The 15,937-nt window shown below is 62.5% G+C and carries 14 protein-coding genes; 11 read left to right on the top strand and 3 right to left on the bottom strand.

The window, feature by feature from the left end; all coding sequences use genetic code 11:
• Positions 1 to 34: 34 nt before the first annotated feature.
• Complete coding sequence (locus BT125_RS01650; protein WP_060741881.1) at positions 35 to 892, bottom strand: LysR substrate-binding domain-containing protein; 858 nt, start codon at positions 890 to 892, stop codon at positions 35 to 37.
• A gap of 242 nt (positions 893 to 1,134) precedes the next feature.
• On the opposite strand from BT125_RS01650, the gene BT125_RS01645 reads away from it, so the two are divergent.
• The 10 genes from BT125_RS01645 to BT125_RS01600 all read left to right on the top strand — a co-directional run bounded on the left by BT125_RS01645 (position 1,135) and on the right by BT125_RS01600 (position 11,976).
• The gene (locus tag BT125_RS01645) at positions 1,135 to 1,977 is read left to right on the top strand and encodes a transporter substrate-binding domain-containing protein (protein ID WP_072404723.1); all 843 of its coding nucleotides are present in this window, start codon (positions 1,135 to 1,137) and stop codon (positions 1,975 to 1,977) included.
• 54 nt (positions 1,978 to 2,031) lie between these two features.
• Positions 2,032 to 2,883: a transporter substrate-binding domain-containing protein gene (locus tag BT125_RS01640; protein WP_072404721.1), complete on the top strand. Its 852-nt coding sequence runs from the start codon at positions 2,032 to 2,034 to the stop codon at positions 2,881 to 2,883.
• The gene (locus BT125_RS01635) at positions 2,880 to 4,304 is read left to right on the top strand and encodes an FAD-binding oxidoreductase (protein ID WP_072404719.1); all 1,425 of its coding nucleotides are present in this window, start codon (positions 2,880 to 2,882) and stop codon (positions 4,302 to 4,304) included. The genes BT125_RS01640 and BT125_RS01635 overlap by 4 nt, the downstream gene beginning before the upstream one ends.
• Positions 4,301 to 5,512, top strand: a complete 1,212-nt coding sequence (locus BT125_RS01630) for an aminotransferase class I/II-fold pyridoxal phosphate-dependent enzyme (protein ID WP_072404717.1) — start codon at positions 4,301 to 4,303, stop codon at positions 5,510 to 5,512. Before BT125_RS01635 ends, BT125_RS01630 begins: the two co-directional genes overlap by 4 nt.
• Complete coding sequence (locus tag BT125_RS01625; protein ID WP_072404716.1) at positions 5,509 to 6,243, top strand: amino acid ABC transporter permease; 735 nt, start codon at positions 5,509 to 5,511, stop codon at positions 6,241 to 6,243. Before BT125_RS01630 ends, BT125_RS01625 begins: the two co-directional genes overlap by 4 nt.
• Positions 6,233 to 7,021, top strand: a complete 789-nt coding sequence (locus BT125_RS01620; protein WP_072404714.1) for an amino acid ABC transporter permease — start codon at positions 6,233 to 6,235, stop codon at positions 7,019 to 7,021. Before BT125_RS01625 ends, BT125_RS01620 begins: the two co-directional genes overlap by 11 nt.
• Complete coding sequence (locus BT125_RS01615) at positions 7,008 to 7,844, top strand: amino acid ABC transporter ATP-binding protein (RefSeq protein ID WP_072404712.1); 837 nt, start codon at positions 7,008 to 7,010, stop codon at positions 7,842 to 7,844. The genes BT125_RS01620 and BT125_RS01615 overlap by 14 nt, the downstream gene beginning before the upstream one ends.
• Positions 7,845 to 7,855: 11 nt before the next feature.
• Complete coding sequence (locus BT125_RS01610) at positions 7,856 to 8,455, top strand: cysteine dioxygenase family protein (RefSeq protein WP_072404710.1); 600 nt, start codon at positions 7,856 to 7,858, stop codon at positions 8,453 to 8,455.
• Positions 8,456 to 8,501: 46 nt separating this feature from the next.
• Entirely contained in the window at positions 8,502 to 11,270 is a 2,769-nt protein-coding gene (metC, locus tag BT125_RS01605) for a cystathionine beta-lyase (protein ID WP_072404708.1), read from the top strand.
• Positions 11,271 to 11,457: 187 nt separating this feature from the next.
• A complete protein-coding gene (locus BT125_RS01600; RefSeq protein ID WP_072404706.1) occupies positions 11,458 to 11,976 on the top strand; it encodes a hypothetical protein in 519 nt (172 codons plus the stop codon).
• A 28-nt stretch (positions 11,977 to 12,004) separates the two neighbouring features.
• Here the strand turns inward: BT125_RS01600 and BT125_RS01595 are convergent, their stop codons facing one another.
• Both BT125_RS01595 and BT125_RS01590 read right to left on the bottom strand, forming a co-directional pair.
• Positions 12,005 to 13,864, bottom strand: a complete 1,860-nt coding sequence (locus tag BT125_RS01595; protein WP_072404704.1) for an ABC transporter ATP-binding protein — start codon at positions 13,862 to 13,864, stop codon at positions 12,005 to 12,007.
• Between the two features lie 140 nt (positions 13,865 to 14,004).
• The gene (locus BT125_RS01590) at positions 14,005 to 14,889 is read right to left on the bottom strand and encodes a LysR family transcriptional regulator (protein WP_072404702.1); all 885 of its coding nucleotides are present in this window, start codon (positions 14,887 to 14,889) and stop codon (positions 14,005 to 14,007) included.
• 113 nt (positions 14,890 to 15,002) lie between these two features.
• Here BT125_RS01590 and argC point away from each other — a divergent pair, with 113 nt between their 5' ends.
• Positions 15,003 to 15,932, top strand: a complete 930-nt coding sequence (gene argC / locus BT125_RS01585) for an N-acetyl-gamma-glutamyl-phosphate reductase (RefSeq protein ID WP_072404700.1) — start codon at positions 15,003 to 15,005, stop codon at positions 15,930 to 15,932.
• Positions 15,933 to 15,937: the final 5 nt, after the last annotated feature.

Genomic DNA, 15,937 nt, shown 5'->3' with positions numbered 1-15,937 from the left:
CCGGGCAAGATCCTGCGAAGGGGCACGGGCCGTATCAGTTCCCGTGCCCCTGGTTGCTGCGGATCAACTCATAAGCCCGGCGTACCAATGGATTGACGGTATTGGGTCGAATCCACAGGTGATAAGTCACGTCCGGGAGCCGCGGTAAACCATCGTTTTCCCCCAATACCCGCATGTCCGGGCCGAGCATTTCCATACTGCGAGGGGTGACCCCTAAGCCCGCGCGGGTCGCGGCCTTGATGCCGATCAGGTTGGAGGCCAGGTAGGCCTGGCGCCAGGGAATCTTGGCGCGTTCGAGCGCCTCGAGGGCATAGCGGCGATAGATGCTGGGCTCATCCACCAGAATTAGCGGCAACGGTTCGCCGGGGTTGTGCAGGTACTGGGCCGAGCAGATCCACCATACCGGCGAGGTGCGCAAGGCGAAGCCTTCAAGGCTCGGATCCTGGCGGGTGGAAATGATCATGTCGACCTTGCCTCGATGCAGGTCGTCCATCAGGAACGGACTGCGTCCGACATCGATTTCCAGGCGCAAGCGCGGGGCCGAGCGGGCGATGTGACTGAGGATCGGGGGCAGGATGGTGTCGGCGATGTCGTGGGGCGAACCGATGCGCAGCACGCCGCTGAGGCTGCTCTCACGCAGCGAACTGAGGACGTCGTCATTGAGCGATAGCATCTGTCGCGCATGCCGCAGCAATTGCTGGCCGGCTTCCGTGAGCTGTTTTTGCCGTCCGCGTTTTTCGAACAGGCTTACCCCGACCTGCTGTTCCAGGCGTTGCATGTGCTGGGTCACTGAAGATTGTGTGCGAGACAACTGGGCGCCGGCTTCGGCAAAGCTGTGGTGATCGACCACGGCGATGAAGGTGCGCAGTAATTCAAGATCGAGGGTCGACATGGCGGTTGCTTTACATCAAGGGGGCAAACCTAAACATTACAGATTTTTATGAGTTGAGGGGAGCATTGCGACGGGGTCATGACTTTAAGCCAGTAAAACAGCGGTTATAAGATTTTCGCCTGCAAACCAAACCCTGAGAGTTATAACGATATTAGATATTTGAATTTCCTTTGCCTCCAGGGGCTACCTAGGATGCCCACTCATCAGGTCGGGGGACGCCGGCCATCCATGAGGGGAAATCCATGTTGCTCGAGCGCTCACCCGTAAAACGATTGTTGCCTGTCCTGCTGGGCGTCTTGATTTCATTGTCAGCCGTCAACATCGCCCAGGCCGATGCCACCCTGGACAAGATCGAACAGCGCCACGAACTGGTGGTGGGTGTGCTGCTGTCCGGTGGCCCGTTCGGCGGCATCGACCCCACCACCCAGAAACCGCGCGGCTTGAACGTCGACCTCGCCCAGGAATTGGGCCGGCAACTGGGCGCCGAGGTGCAACTGGTGCCGGTCTTGCCCGCCAACCGCGTGCAGTTCCTGCAGCAGGGCAAAGTCGATGTGCTGATCGCCAATATGGAATGGACCGCCGAGCGCGGTGAAATCCTCGGGTTCGTACCCACGCCGTTCTACCGCGTCGGTGGCACCGCGGCGGTGCTCAAGGACAGCACGATCAGCCGCTGGGAAGACCTGAAGAATCAACCGGTGTGCACCTCCCAGGGCAGCAGCTACATCAAGCCGCTCACCGAGTTGGGCGTCCAGATCAAGGCTTTCAAGAGTTCCTCGGAATCACTCCTGGCACTGCGTGGCAACAATTGCGTCGCGGCGGTGCACGACGCCACGCTGATCAATCCACTGATTGCCGACAACGCCGAATGGCAGGGTTACCGCGCCCTGAGCCCGGAGCTGAACCCAGCACCCTCGGTGATCTGGACGCGCAAGGGTGAAAGCGATACCCAGGCCAGACTTGACCCGATCATCAAGCAGTTGCACCGCAGCGGCTGGCTGATCGAGGCCCAGACCCGTAACCGTATCACCCCGGCGTCACCCGCCTTGGTGGAGTTGCAGAAACAGTTCCAGGCCAACGACGCCTGAGGATCATCACGCCTGTTTTCTCTCTTCAACCACCCACGTTCAAGGTCATTGCCCATGAATTCATTTTTCGCTCCACGAACCCTGGTCAGCCTGTGCCTGGCGTGGTCCGTCGGCTGCGCGGCCAGCCTGGCCCAGGCCGATGCCACGCTGGACAGGATCGAGCAGCGGCATGCCATCAGCGTCGGGGTGATGCTCAGTGGCGCGCCGTTCGGCACCATCGACCCCAAGACAGGCGAGCACCTGGGCTACAACGTCGAGTTGGCCCAGGGCATCGGCAAGGCGCTGGGCGTGGAGACCCAGACCGTGTCGGTGCTGGCGCCAAACCGTGTGCAATTCCTGCAACAGGGCAAAGTCGACATCCTGATCGCCAACATGCAGTTCACCGAAGAGCGTGGCGAGATTCTCGACTACGTGCCGACGCCCTATGAGGAGGTCGGTGGGGCGGCGCTGATTCGCAAGGGTTCCGGCATCCGCCAGTGGGCCGATCTCAAAGGCAAACCGGTATGCGTGTCCCAGGGCAGCAACTTCATCAAGCCCCTGCAGGAAACCTACGGCGCACAGATCAAGGCTTTTCGCAGTCAGTCCGAGTCGCTGCTGTCGTTGCGCGGCAATGGCTGCGTGGCAGCGGTCCATGTGAGCCCGACCCTGCATGCGCTGTTGAGCGAAGCCGAATGGGCCGGTTATGAAATCCCGCTGCCGGGGGATCTGATCCCATCGAATTCGGTGATCTGGCTGCGCAAGGGCGAGCACGACACCCAGGCCAAACTCGATGCCATCGTGCGCGACTGGCACCGCAGCGGCTGGCTGATCGAGCTGGGCGAGCGCACCGGCATGGCGCCGTCCCAGGCCCTGCGTGATCTGCATGCCAAGTACAGCCATGCGGCCCCCCTGGCCGCGCAACCATGAGCCATTCGTTGTTTTTGACGTTGCAGGCACTGGTCGGCGCCAAGCATGTGCAGGGCAGCGAAGACGCCGCGCCGTACCTGACCGACAAGCAGGGCCGTTACGTCGGCCAGGTGATTGCCGCAGTACACCCGGCCAGTACCGAAGAGGTCGCGGCGGTGGTCCGGGCTTGCGCCGCGACTGACACACCGGTGGTGGTGCAGGGCGGCAACACCGGACTGATGGGCGGCGCCACCCCGGACGCCAGCGGCCGTGCCGTGTTGCTGTTGCTCGACCGAATGAATCGGGTACGCGCCGTGGACACCGACAACGACACCCTGACCGTCGAGGCGGGCTGCATCCTGCAAACCGTCCAGGACGTTGCCCGCCAAGCCGGTCGCTTGTTCCCTTTGAGCCTCGGTGCCGAAGGCAGTTGCACCCTCGGCGGCAACCTGGGCACCAATGCCGGCGGCACCGCGGTGCTGCGCTACGGCAATACCCGTGAATTGACCCTGGGCCTGGAAGTCGTGACCGCCCAGGGTGAAATCTGGGATGGCCTGCGCGGCTTGCGCAAGGACAATACCGGCTACGATTTGCGGGACCTGTTTATCGGCAGCGAAGGCACGCTCGGCATTATCACCGCCGCGACCCTGAAGCTGTTTCCGCTGCCCAAGGCCCAGGCCACCGCGCTTCTGGCGTTCGACTCCCTGGAGCAGGCAGTGGCCTTGTTGTCCCATGCCCGCGCCGGCTTTGGTGCCAGCCTGACGGCCTTCGAGTTGCTCAGTGCCGAGTGCCTTGCGCTGTTGCGCGAGCAGTTTCCCAACGGTCCGCGTCCCTTCGCCAGTGCTCGCCAGCCTTGGTTCGCGCTGTTGGAACTGTCCGATAACCGCAGTGAAAGCCATGCACGGGAAGTCTTTGAGCAGGTACTGGGTGAAGCCTTCGAGCAGCACCTGCTGGCCGATGCGCTGATCGCCGAAAACCTCGTCCAGAGCCAGGCGTTCTGGCAGCTGCGGGAAAACATGAGCGATGCGCAAAAGCGTGCCGGTCGCAACATGAAGCATGATATCTCGGTGCCGATTTCCCAGGTCGTGGCGTTCGTTGCCCATACCGATGCGCTGTTGCAGGAGCGGTTTCCCGGCGTGCGGCATTACACCTTCGGTCACTTGGGGGATGGCAACCTGCATTACAACGTCGCCCATCCGCTGGACTCCACGGTCGACGCGCACATGGCCCATTACGCCGCCCTCAGCCGACTGGTCCACGACAGCGCCCACGCCCATGGCGGTTCGATCAGTGCCGAACACGGGATCGGCCAGCGCAAGGTGAACGAGCTGGGGCGCTACAAAAGTACCGTGGAACTGGACCTGATGCTCCGGATCAAGCAGGCGCTGGATCCGCGCAATCTGCTCAATCCGGGCAAGGTCCTGGAGCAAACTCAGCCATGACGCTTTATCTGTCCAAGCGCGTGCAGCGTGTCTCGCTGTCCGCCAATGCCGCCGCCAAGTCGCGGGCCACGGCCCTGCGTGACGCCGGTCGCGACATTCTCGACCTGACCACCGGTGAGCCGGATTTCGATACGCCGGCGCACATCAAGCAGGCCGCCTATGCCGCCATTGCCGCCGGTGCCACCAAGTACACGCCGACGCCGGGGGTGAAGGCCTTGCGAGTGGCGGTGCAACGCAAGCTGCACACGGAAAACCAGCTGGACTATCCGCTGGCATCCATTGTGATTGCCAACGGTGCGAAACAGATCATCTTCAATGCCTTCGCCGCGACCCTCGATGATGGCGACGAAGTGCTGGTACCGACGCCATACTGGCCGTCCTTTCCGGACAGCGTGCGCTTCAACGGTGGTGAGCCGGTGTTCATCGAATGTGGGCTGGACCAAGGCTGCAAGCTCACGCCTCGACAACTGGAGCAACACATCGGCGAGCGCACGCGCTGGCTGATCCTCAACAGCCCCGGCAACCCCAGTGGCGCGGTGTACAGCGAGGCAGAACTGCAAGGTTTGGCCCAGGTGCTGCGCCGGCATGCCCACGTGCTGATTCTGCTGGATGAACTCTACGAACATATTCGTTTCGACGGGCGCCCGCCCCAGAACCTGCTCAACGTCGCGCCGGATTTGCAATCGCGCTGCCTGCTGGTGGGCGGGGTGTCGAAAACCTATGCCATGACCGGTTGGCGCATCGGTTTCGGTGCCGGGCCGCAAGCGCTGACCGATGCCATGACCGTGGTGCAATCGCAATCCACCTCCGGGGCGTCCTCGGTCGGCCAGGCGGCGGCCTTGGCGGCGTTCGAGGGCGGGCTGGATTTCTTGCCGGAACAGGTCGTGGCCTATCGTCAGCGCCGCGATGTGCTGGTGAGCACCTTGCGCAATGTCGAGGGTCTTGAAGTCCTCGAGCCTCACGGTGGATTTTTCGTCTTTGTGTGCTGCGCCGGGCTGTTGGGGCGCTATCGCCCGGACGGTCGGCAGCTGGAGCACGATGCCGATGTCATTGCGTACCTGCTGGACGAGGGCGTGGCTGGCGTTGCGGGCAGTGCCTATGGTTTGTCGCCGTGGTTTCGCCTGTCCATCGCCACGGCGACCGAAACCGTCGCCGAAGCGGGCCGCCGTATTGCCTACGCCTGCGGCCAATTGAGGGGCGAACCATGACCCATTGGCTGGAGCAATTCGTCCATTGGAGCGCGGGCCTCGGCCTCAACTACAACTTTCTGCTCGATGCCTATCAGCGCGGCACGCTGGAGCAGGGCGCGTTGGCCACGGTGTCGCTGTGCCTGCTGACCATCGTCGGCAGTTTGCTGGCGGGCGTCGGCCTGGCGGCGCTGCTGACGTCGGGCAAGGCCTGGCTTGCAAGGCCTGCGCGGGTGTTTGTCGAAGTCACGCGCAACACGCCGACTCTGGTGCAGCTGTATTGCGCCTTCCTGGTGTTGAACATGCTGCTGACCGAGGCCGTCGGTGCGGCCAACCCGCTGACCCCCTTCGCCTGGGTGGTGATCGTGATCTCGCTGCACAAGGGCGCGTTCCATGCCGAGGCGCTGCGGGCCGGCATCGAGGCCGTGCCCACGGTGACCCTGGAGGCGGCCAGCTCGCTGGCCTTCAACAGCCGCCAATTGTTATGGAACGTGCAACTGCCCCTGGCCCTGCGTTTTGCCTTGCCGTCGCTGATCAACAACCTGATCGACCTGGTGAAAATGACCGCCGTGGCCTCGGCCATCGCCGTGGGCGACATCACCTATGCGGCCATCATGATCTGGACCCAGAGCGATAACGTGCTGGAACTGATGATCCTGATCCTGGGGTTTTTCGGCCTGCTGAGTTTCACCGTCAACTGCGTGGGGCGCTACCTCGAAGCGCGCCTGAGGATGCCCGGCTATGGCCATTGATTCGTCCGTCATCGCGCCACTGGCCTGGCCGCGGCGACATTTTGGCAAAGTGCTGCTGGGGCTGGCGACGTTGTCCTGGCTGGTGTATGTCGCCCCGCACAGTCCGGTGTTCAAGGCCTTGTTGCAATGGTCGCCGGCCCTGGCCGCGGGGTTCGGCCAGAACATTCTCATCAGCCTGCTGGCCATTGGGCTGGGCTCCGCGGCGGGGCTGCTGGTCGGTGCCATGGTCCTGTCGCCCCTGCGCCTGCTGCGCTGGCCGGCGCGGATCTGGGTGCAGGTCTTCCGCAACGCGCCCTGGCTGGTGCTGATCTACTTCACTACGTATGTGTTCCCGTTCGAGATCCGTATCGGCAACAGTTATGTCTCGTTTCCGGACTGGGTCAAGGTCACCCTTGGCCTGGCTTTACCCGCCAGCGCCAATATCGCGGAAATCTTCCGTGGCGCCATCGCCTCGATTCCCAGCACCCAATGGGAGGCGGCGCGTTCCCTGGCGTTCACCCGTGGGCAGATTCTCCGCTCGATCATCCTGCCGCAGTGCTTCAAGCGCATGTTGCCGCCGTGGATGAACCTCTACGCAGTGATCACCATGGGCACCGCACTGGCCTCCCTGGTGGGCGTGCACGACGTGATCGACACCGCGCAGATCGCCAGCAACACCGTGAACCTGACCGGCTTCACCGTGGTGATCTACCTGAGCCTGCTGGTGCTGTTCTTTGCTTATTGCTACCCGATTTCCCGCCTTACCCAATACCTGGAGCGACGTTATGCCTTCTACTGAAACCGTCGCCGAACCCCTGGTCAGCCTGCGCGACTTGCACTTGTCGTTCGGCAGCAACCCGGTGCTCAAGGGCATTGACCTGGACGTGCGCCGTGGCGAAGCCGTGTCGATCATCGGCCCGTCCGGCTCGGGCAAGTCGACGATCCTGCGTTGCATCACCGGCCTGTTGCAACCCCAGCGGGGCAGCATCCGTGTTGGTGCCACCGAGGTCCACACCCTGGCCCAGGAAGCCCAGCGCATCGAGTTGCGCAAGCGCGTGGGGTTTGTATTCCAGCAGTACAACCTGTTCCCGCATCTGTCGGTGCTGGAGAACCTGGTGATTGCGCCGCGCAAGGTCCTTGGCCGCAATCGGGCCGACGCCGAGAAAGATGCCCGCGCCTTGCTCGCCAAGGTGCGCATGGAGCACAAGGCCAATGCCTATCCGGGACAACTCTCGGGCGGCCAGCAACAACGGGTGGCGATTGCCCGCGCCCTGGCGATGCGGCCGGAGCTGATCCTGTTCGATGAAGTAACCTCGGCCCTGGATCCGGAAACTGTCGGCGAGGTGTTGACGGTGATTCGCGAGCTGACCGAAGAGGGCATGACCTGTGTACTGGTGACCCACGAAATGCGTTTCGCCGAGGAGATCAGCGATGTCGTCTATTTCACCGAGAACGGCGTGATCGTCGAGCACGGTAGCGCCGCGCGGATTTTCCAGCACCCCACCAGCGAGCGCACCCGGGAGTTTCTGCGCCATGCCTTGGGTGATCCGGGGCGACGGCCGCCCATCGCCGATGATCCTTTCCTGTTGACCAACCTGAGTCGCTACAGCCTGTCCGTCTAAAGGAGACTGCCATGACCGCCCCTGACCGTGCCGATATCATCGAGGACTTCCTCAAGCAAGTGCGCGTCATTCACCAGCGTGGCGTCGACCGAGCCGCGCTCAAGCAGATTGTCGTGCTGCTGGAGGCCCTGGCCGAGCGCCGCGACCTGTTCAACTTCGAGGCCTTTCCGGCACCGGAGCCGGGGCAGGGCAGCACCGCGTTTCGCTATCGCCTCAATGACGACGGCGACACGCCGACGCTGTACCTGAACTCGCTGCTACCGGGCAAAAGCACCATCCCCCACAACCACGAAACCTGGGCCATCATCAGCGCCATTGAAGGCGAGGAAATCAACTACGTCTATCGACGCGATGACGAAGGTCGCGAACCGGGATACACCACCTTGCACCTGGAAAAAGAGGTGATCGTGCAGCCCGGTACGTCCATCGCGTTCCTGGGTGAGGACCTGCATGGCATTCGGGTCGCAGGCGAGCAACCGACCCTGCATTTCCATCTCTATGGCTTGCCGCTGGAGTCCCTCAACGGCCGTTACGGCGTCGAAGCCGACGGGCGCATCCTCAATTACAACGCCTCGCAAATGGCCCCGTCGATCAAGGCCTATGCCCACTGACGCCAACCTTGCGTTCCAGTCACTCCATTTTTCCAGCGGGACTCCCATGAGCCAGACCCTAACTCCCCAGCAACTGCAGCAGTGGTTGTTCGACGGGCAGGAAATCGCCCTGTTTGATGTGCGTGAGCACGGCCAATATGGCGAAGCCCATCTGTTTTTCGGGGTGAACCTGCCCTATAGCCGTTTGGAGTTGGAAGTGTGGCGGTTGGCGCCGAACCTCCAGGTGCGGTTGGTGCTCCATGATCAGGATGGCGGGGATCTGGCGGTCCGTGCGGCGCAACGCCTGCAAGCGTTGGGCTATGTCAATGTGCACATCCTGGAGGGCGGCGCCGATGGCTGGCAGGCCGCCGGCTATCAGCTGTTCGCTGGTGTGCACGTGCCATCCAAGGCTTTTGGCGAGCAGGTGGAGGCGGTCCGTCACACGCCTCACGTCAGCGCCCGTCAACTGGCACAGTGGCAGGCCCGGGGTGAGCCGCTGGTGATACTCGACGGCCGACCGTTGGAGGAGTATCGCAAGATGACCATTCCCGGTTCGATCTGTTGCCCCAATGGCGAACTGGGCTACCGCGTGCACGACCTGGTGCCGGACGAGCAGACCCCCATCGTGGTCAACTGCGCCGGCCGGACCCGCAGCATCATCGGCGCCCAGACGTTGATCGACCTGGGTCTGAAAAATCCGATCTATGCCCTGGAAAACGGTACGCAAGGCTGGCACTTGGAAGATCTTCAACTGGAACACGGCAGCGAGCGTCGCTATGCCGATGAGGTGTCGAGCAGCGCGTTGCCGGGGCAGCGCCTGGCGGCGGTACGCCTGGCCGAACGGGCCGGAGCGCCCGCCGTCGGGGCTGCCCAGGTCGAGCAGTGGGCCGTGGACGCCGGGCGTAGTCTGTTCTTCTGCGACGTGCGCACCGCCGAGGAATTTGCCGCTGGCACGTTGCCGGGCGCACAACACACGCCGGGCGGGCAGTTGATTCAATCCACCGATCTGTACGTGGGCGTGCGCCAGGCGCGGGTGGTGCTGTTCGACAATGACGGCGTACGCGCACCGATCATCGCCAGTTGGCTGCGGCAGCTGGGGCACGAGGCCTTTGTGTTGTCCGGTGGGTTGAGCAGTGGCCTGGCATTACCGGCTCGAACCGGCGTCGCGCCTGAAAAGCTGCCGCTGATCAGCGTGCAGGCCTTGGCCGATGCCCTGAAGGATGACGCAGTGGCCTTGATCGACCTGCGTTCGAGCCGGGCGTATCGCAAAGGTCATATCGCCGGGGCGCGTTGGTCGATCCGGCCATTATTGGCCCGTGCGCTGGCGGGCGAGCAGCGGCCGCTGGTGCTGGTGGCCGATGACGCCCGACTCGCCGCCCTGGCGGCACTGGAGCTGCCTCGAACGGACGTCCGTTTGCTGGACGGCGGTCCGGATGCCTGGCGCTCGGCGGGCCTGGCGTTGCAAGAAGGCGCCGATACATTGCCGGATGCACAGTGCATCGATTTCCTGTTTTTCACCCACGACCGCCACGCTGGCAACAAGGACGCGGCGCGCCAATACCTGGCGTGGGAAATCGGTCTGCTGGCGCAAATGAGCGAGGAGGAGGTCGCCAGTCTCAAGCCATTGCAGGGACAGCCTCAAAGCACTGTCGCTGAGCGGCTGCGGACTCGTCTGGTCCATGGCGCGCGCACCGCAAAGGGCGCCGGTGCCAGGCCCGTCAACGTACCGGTCAGCCGCCTGAGCACGGTGCTGTTCGACAACCTGGCCCAGATGCGTGACGCCCGTGCCCGGCGCGACAGCGAGCGAGTCCTGAGTTATGGCGCCCGGGGCAATCCGACGGCCTTCGCCTTGGAAGACCTCGTCACTGAATTGGAGGGTGGCTACCGCACGCGGCTGTTTGGCACCGGGTTGGCTGCCGTGGCGCAAACCTTCCTGGCCTACCTGCGGCCTGGCGATCATGTGCTGATCACCGATGCGGTGTATGCCCCGGTACGGCGTGTGGCCCGGGACTTCCTCGAGGCCTTCGGCATAGAGGTCGACTACTTCGCCCCCGACGGCAGCGACTTGCCCGGACGGTTGCAGGCCAATACCAAAATGGTCTACACCGAAGTGCCCGGTTCATTGCTGTACGAGCTCTGCGACTTGCCGGCCATCGCCGCACTCTGCAAGCAGCGCGGCATCTTGCTGGCAGTGGACAATACTTGGAGTTCGGGCGTGTTGTACCGACCACTGGCATTAGGCGCCGACATCTCGATCATGGCCCTGACCAAATACCTGAGCGGCCACAGCGACGTGGTCATGGGCAGCGTGTGCACGCGTCAGGAGGTTTGGCCGGCACTGGCGGCCATGAGCGACAGCTTCGGCAACACTGTCAGTCCCGACGACGCTTACCTGGTCCTGCGTGGCGCGCGCACCCTCGTGCCACGCCTGGACACCCATGAGCGCCAGGCCCTGGCAATCGCCCATTGGTTGCAGGCGCAACCGCAGGTGAAGCGGGTCTTCCATCCCGCGTTGCCCGAGCATCCCGACCACGGGTTGTGGCAGCGGGATTTCAAGGGCAGCAATGGGTTGCTGTCCTTTGAACTTCGCGAATACGACGACGCTTACCTGGAGCGATTCATCGACGCATTGCAGGTGTTTGGGTTGGGCGCGTCCTGGGGGGGATTTGAGAGCCTGGTGACCGTTGCTGATACCCAGGATCGTCAACGTGCCGAGGATCGGGCATTGAATCCGGTGGTGCGCTTGCATGTGGGGTTGGAGGATGTCGAGGTATTGATCGAGGACTTGCGGCGGGGGTTTGCGCAGGCTGCTGCCAGTGCATCGATTGCGAACTGACCCAGCGCCATCGCGAGCTTGCTCGCGATGGCGGCAGTACATCCAACCTCAATGCGCACTGACCCACCGCGTTCGCGAGCAAGGTTGTGCACCCCACCACAAAACCTAATCGACAGTGGGCTACCAAATCCCTTATCAACCGCTACCATTGCGCGCAGACCTCCCGACGCCCTGGACATTCACTTTCATGAAATTGCGCCTGCTGACCGCTGCCTTGTTTTTCACCTGTACCCTGACTCACGCCGCTGAATCGAAACCTGTGCCGAAAGCCCTGGAAGCACAGATCGGGCACTTGGTCGCGCTCATCAAAGACAGTTATGCCACCGGCTACCCAGAAGCGACGCTGGTGCAGACGCTGGACACTGGCGAGGACAGCCAGGTTACCCTCGCGGTCTTCACCATCGAGGGTTTCGGTATGGGCAACAACTACAGCCAATACCTGGCGGCCTTTACGCCCGAAGAGAACGAAGAAGGCATGCCGCACTACAGCCTGTTGGACGTGATGCGCGTCGGGGGCGATAGCTGGCGTGCCATCGACAAACTGGATGCCAGGCTGGTCAGCGACCCGACGGGTGAGCAGACCCTGATCGATATTCCTGTGATGGAAAATACCGATGACGATGCGCCGAACTTCCCGAGCAGGGCTGCTGTGATTCACCTATCGCTGGAGGGGGCACAGTCGCTGCGACTGGTCGAGAAAAGGTAAGTCGCGTTGTCCCCCGGGCCATCCACGCTCATACCTGATCCATCGCCTCGCCCACCCACCGGTCCTCACCCAGGAACCCACCACTTTGATGGTGCCAAAGCCGCGCATAGATACCGTTCTTGGCGAGCAATTCGGTGTGGGTGCCCTGTTCGATGATGCGTCCATCATCCATGACGATCAGTCGATCCATTGCCGCAATCGTGGACAGCCGATGGGCGATGGCGATGACGGTTTTGCCCTGCATCATTTCATCGAGGCTTTCCTGGATGGCCACTTCGACTTCCGAATCCAGCGCGCTGGTCGCCTCGTCAAGGAGCAGGATCGGGGCATTCTTGAGCATCACTCGGGCAATCGCGATGCGCTGGCGCTGGCCGCCCGACAGCTTGATGCCGCGCTCGCCTACCAAGGTGTCGTAGCCGGTGTGACCCTGGCGGTCGCTCAGTTGGCTGATGAACTCATCGGCCTGGGCATTGGCCGCGGCACGGCGGATTTGTGCGTCGCTGGCATCGGGTCGGCCATAGGCGATGTTGTCGCGAATGGAGCGGTGCAGCAGGGACGTATCCTGGGTGACCATGCCGATGGCGCTGCGCAGGCTGTCTTGCGTTACGCGCGCAATGTCTTGCCCGTCAATGCGGATCTGCCCGCTGTCGACATCATAGAAGCGCAGCAGCAAGTTGATGAGCGTGGATTTGCCCGCGCCGGAGCGGCCCACCAGGCCGATTTTCTCGCCTGGGCGAATGTCCAGGCTCAAGCCATTGAGCACCTGGCGTTCGCCATTGTAGTTGAAGCTCACATTGTCGAAGGTGACCGCTCCGCCGGAGGTCACCAGCACCCCCGCGTCCGGCGCATCCTGCACCTTGGGGCCGCGGGTAAGGGTGGCCATGCCATCCTGCACGGTGCCGATGCTCTCGAACAGCGAGGTCATTTGCCACATGATCCAGTGCGACATGCCGTTGATACGCAACGCCATGGCGGTGATCGCCGCCACGGCACCGGCGCCGACGTCGCCCTGGTGCCACAGCCAAAGGGCATAACCGCCTGCAGCCATGATCAACCCCACCACCAACGCCTGGTTGACGATCTCGAATTGGCTGACCAGACGCATCTGGCGAAAGCCGGTCTGTTTGAAATCCTCCATGGCCGCGCGCGCGAAGTGCGCTTCACGATTGGAATGGGAGAACAGCTTCACGGTCGTGATGTTGGTGTAGGCGTCCGAGATACGTCCGGTCATCGAAGAGCGCGCATTGGCCTGTTCCTGTCCGACTTTCCCCAGGCGGGGCACGAAGTAGAGCATGGCCAGCCCGAACAGCACGATCCAGGCCACGAAAGGCAGCATCAGTTTCAGGGCGAAGCCACCGGCCAATGCGATGATCGCGATAAAATACACGCCGATTCCGGGGGCGATCTCGATCAGGGTGAACAGCACGTCACGCACGGCCAGCGCAGTCTGCATCACCTTAGTGGTGACCCGGCCAGAGAACTCGTCGGAAAAAAACGACAGGCTTTGCCGCAGCATCAGGCGGTGAAAGTCCCAACGCAGCCGCAACGGCAGATTGATCGCCAATACCTGGTGCTGCACCATGGTTCGCAACGCTACCAGCCCGATGCTGGCCAGCATGACGAGGCCCATGCCCCACAGCACGCGACTTTCCTGCGCCGCCGCCTCACCGCCGGCCTGCCAGGTCGAGAGCAGGTCTACGACCTGGCCGAGGAAGGAAAACAGCCAGGCTTCATAGATCGACACACCGGCGCTGAGCAGCGCAAACGCGAGGATATAACCGCGGGCGCCCCGTGTGCAGGCCCAGAGAAACCGAGCCAGGCCTTCGGGCGGTGGCGGTACCTCGTCGGGTGGAAAGGGGTCGAGCCTTTGTTCAAATACGCGAAGCATGGGGGTCTCCGAAACGATCGATTGGGGATTCTGTCACTAAAGGCTGCTTTGAGGGTTATGTGGCACCACGACCACCGGTGGTACTGGCACTCTCAGGTAGTCTCTTTGGCGACGGCAAAGTTCGAAGCATTTGGGGGGCATCACTGCGCACTCAACTCCCACAACACATCCAGCACATGTTGCGTAGGCTGCTCGATGTCCTGACTGCGGTGGGCGATACCCAGTTGACGCCACAACAAGGGCCTCAATGGCCGCATGACGATCCGGGTATCGGGCAATGGCGTGGAGGCCTCATGGGGCAACAGCGTCGCACCATATCCAGCCGCCACCAGGCTTTTGATCGCATCGTTGTAGTTCAGTTGAATGCGCGGCACAGGCTGTCGGCCGTCACTGGCGAACCACTCCGACGTCAAGCGCGAAAGGCGAGTGGTGGTGTCATTCAAAATCAACGGCTGAGCGGACAGCCAACCGGGTGTCACGGTATCCGGGCATTCCCAGCGAGCCGGCAAGAAGGCCATGACCGGGTCCCGTCGCCACGGCTCGACCCGCAAGCCTTTCACCGGCGACTGCGGCAGCGCGACCAGACCGATCTCCAAGGAGCCCTCGGCAAGCTTCTTCAAGGTTTCCTGGGAGGTGAGCACCGCGACCTGCACATCGATAGCGGGGTGGCGATGGCTCAACGTTTCCAAGGCGTTCGGCAGCAACTGTGCGATTGCCCCGGTGGAGGCGCCTAGCCGCACACGTCCGGCCAATCCTTGTACCTGACGCTCCACGTCCTCAAGCGCTTGCTCCGCATCCGCCAACAGGCGCCGCGCCCGCTCCACCAGGGTGCTCCCTATTGCTGAAGGCTGAACGCGCCCACGTGTGCGCGACAAGAGCTTGCCGCCCACTCGCGACTCCAGGTCGGCGATATGCAGGCTGACAGTGGGTGGCGCAAGGTGCAGCACACGCGCGGCTTCGGCAAACGATCCCAGGTCGGCAATCGCCACCAACGTGCGCAGCCGGTCCAGGCTGATTTCCCGCATATGTGAGCCCTTGTTCAGAAAAGCTGAATCTCAGCGTTAATAAATTCAACTTTTCCTATCTTAGCGCCTCGCTGAACATTGGAGTCCTGAATTTCAATGTTCGAGAGCATGCCATGGCAAATCCCCTAGTATTCATCGATGGCGACCAAGGCACCACCGGGCTGCAAATCCATCAACGCCTGCGCGACCGGAGCGATCTGCGGCTTCTTACCCTCAGCGCCGAATATCGCAAGGATCCGCAGCGCCGCGCTGAAGCCATCAATCACTGCGACATCGCAATTCTTTGCTTGCCCGACCCGGCTGCGCGCGACGCGGTAGCGAGCATCAAAAACCCGGCTGTACGTGTGATCGATGCAAGTTCCGCGCACCGTACCCATCCAGACTGGGTCTACGGTTTCGCGCAGATGAGTTCGCAGCAGGCCAGGCGAATCGCCACGGCGCGGCGGGTCAGCAATCCCGGTTGTTATCCTACGGGAGCAATAGGGCTGCTACGCCCGCTGCTGGAGGCTGGACTGCTGCCCACGGACTACCCGATGAATATTTACGCCGTGTCGGGCTATTCCGGAAAAGGGCGTGCTGGCGTACAAGAATATGAGGAGGAGGGCGCATCGCAGGCGTCGGCGTTTCAGGTTTATGGGCTGGGACTGGCACACAAGCATATTCCGGAGATCCAGCAGCAAAGCGGTCTGACGGAACGGCCGATGTTTGTGCCGGCTTATGGCGCTTTTCGGCAGGGGATCGTGCTGACCATACCTGTGCAAACCCGGTTGTTGGCGCCTGGCGTGAGCGCGGTGCAGTTGCATGCGTGTCTGACCCAGCACTACGCCGATGCGCGTCAGGTACACGTGATGTCGATGCAGGAAGCTAAAGAGTTGACGTCCCTTGATCCTCAAGCGCTTAACGGGACAGATGATTTGCGCTTGTCGGTGTTTGAGAACGATGAGACTGGGCAGGTTTTGCTGGCTGCGGTGTTTGACAATCTTGGGAAGGGCGCCGCTGGCGCGGCGGTGCAGAATCTGGACCTGATGCTGGCAGGCGCATGACCGCG

The sequence above is a fragment of the Pseudomonas sp. NFACC04-2 genome (genome assembly GCF_900119265.1).
GTDB classification, from domain to species: Bacteria; Pseudomonadota; Gammaproteobacteria; order Pseudomonadales; family Pseudomonadaceae; genus Aquipseudomonas; species Aquipseudomonas fluorescens_AA.
The sequence above is the reverse complement of the archived record's forward strand: the minus strand, read 5'-3'. Positions and strand labels throughout refer to the sequence as shown.

What these genes read in the sequence shown, in the direction of transcription:
- BT125_RS01590 (WP_072404702.1), bottom strand. Translation starts at nt 14,889, where the DNA reads ATGCGGGAAATCAGCCTGGACCGGCTGCGCACGTTGGTGGCGATTGCC.
- BT125_RS01615 (WP_072404712.1), top strand. Translation starts at nt 7,008, where the DNA reads ATGCCTTCTACTGAAACCGTCGCCGAACCCCTGGTCAGCCTGCGCGAC.
- BT125_RS01645 (WP_072404723.1), top strand. Translation starts at nt 1,135, where the DNA reads ATGTTGCTCGAGCGCTCACCCGTAAAACGATTGTTGCCTGTCCTGCTG.
- BT125_RS01620 (WP_072404714.1), top strand. Translation starts at nt 6,233, where the DNA reads ATGGCCATTGATTCGTCCGTCATCGCGCCACTGGCCTGGCCGCGGCGA.
- BT125_RS01610 (WP_072404710.1), top strand. Translation starts at nt 7,856, where the DNA reads ATGACCGCCCCTGACCGTGCCGATATCATCGAGGACTTCCTCAAGCAA.
- metC (WP_072404708.1), top strand. Translation starts at nt 8,502, where the DNA reads ATGAGCCAGACCCTAACTCCCCAGCAACTGCAGCAGTGGTTGTTCGAC.
- argC (WP_072404700.1), top strand. Translation starts at nt 15,003, where the DNA reads ATGGCAAATCCCCTAGTATTCATCGATGGCGACCAAGGCACCACCGGG.
- BT125_RS01625 (WP_072404716.1), top strand. Translation starts at nt 5,509, where the DNA reads ATGACCCATTGGCTGGAGCAATTCGTCCATTGGAGCGCGGGCCTCGGC.
- BT125_RS01630 (WP_072404717.1), top strand. Translation starts at nt 4,301, where the DNA reads ATGACGCTTTATCTGTCCAAGCGCGTGCAGCGTGTCTCGCTGTCCGCC.
- BT125_RS01600 (WP_072404706.1), top strand. Translation starts at nt 11,458, where the DNA reads ATGAAATTGCGCCTGCTGACCGCTGCCTTGTTTTTCACCTGTACCCTG.
- BT125_RS01635 (WP_072404719.1), top strand. Translation starts at nt 2,880, where the DNA reads ATGAGCCATTCGTTGTTTTTGACGTTGCAGGCACTGGTCGGCGCCAAG.
- BT125_RS01595 (WP_072404704.1), bottom strand. Translation starts at nt 13,864, where the DNA reads ATGCTTCGCGTATTTGAACAAAGGCTCGACCCCTTTCCACCCGACGAG.
- BT125_RS01640 (WP_072404721.1), top strand. Translation starts at nt 2,032, where the DNA reads ATGAATTCATTTTTCGCTCCACGAACCCTGGTCAGCCTGTGCCTGGCG.
- BT125_RS01650 (WP_060741881.1), bottom strand. Translation starts at nt 892, where the DNA reads ATGTCGACCCTCGATCTTGAATTACTGCGCACCTTCATCGCCGTGGTC.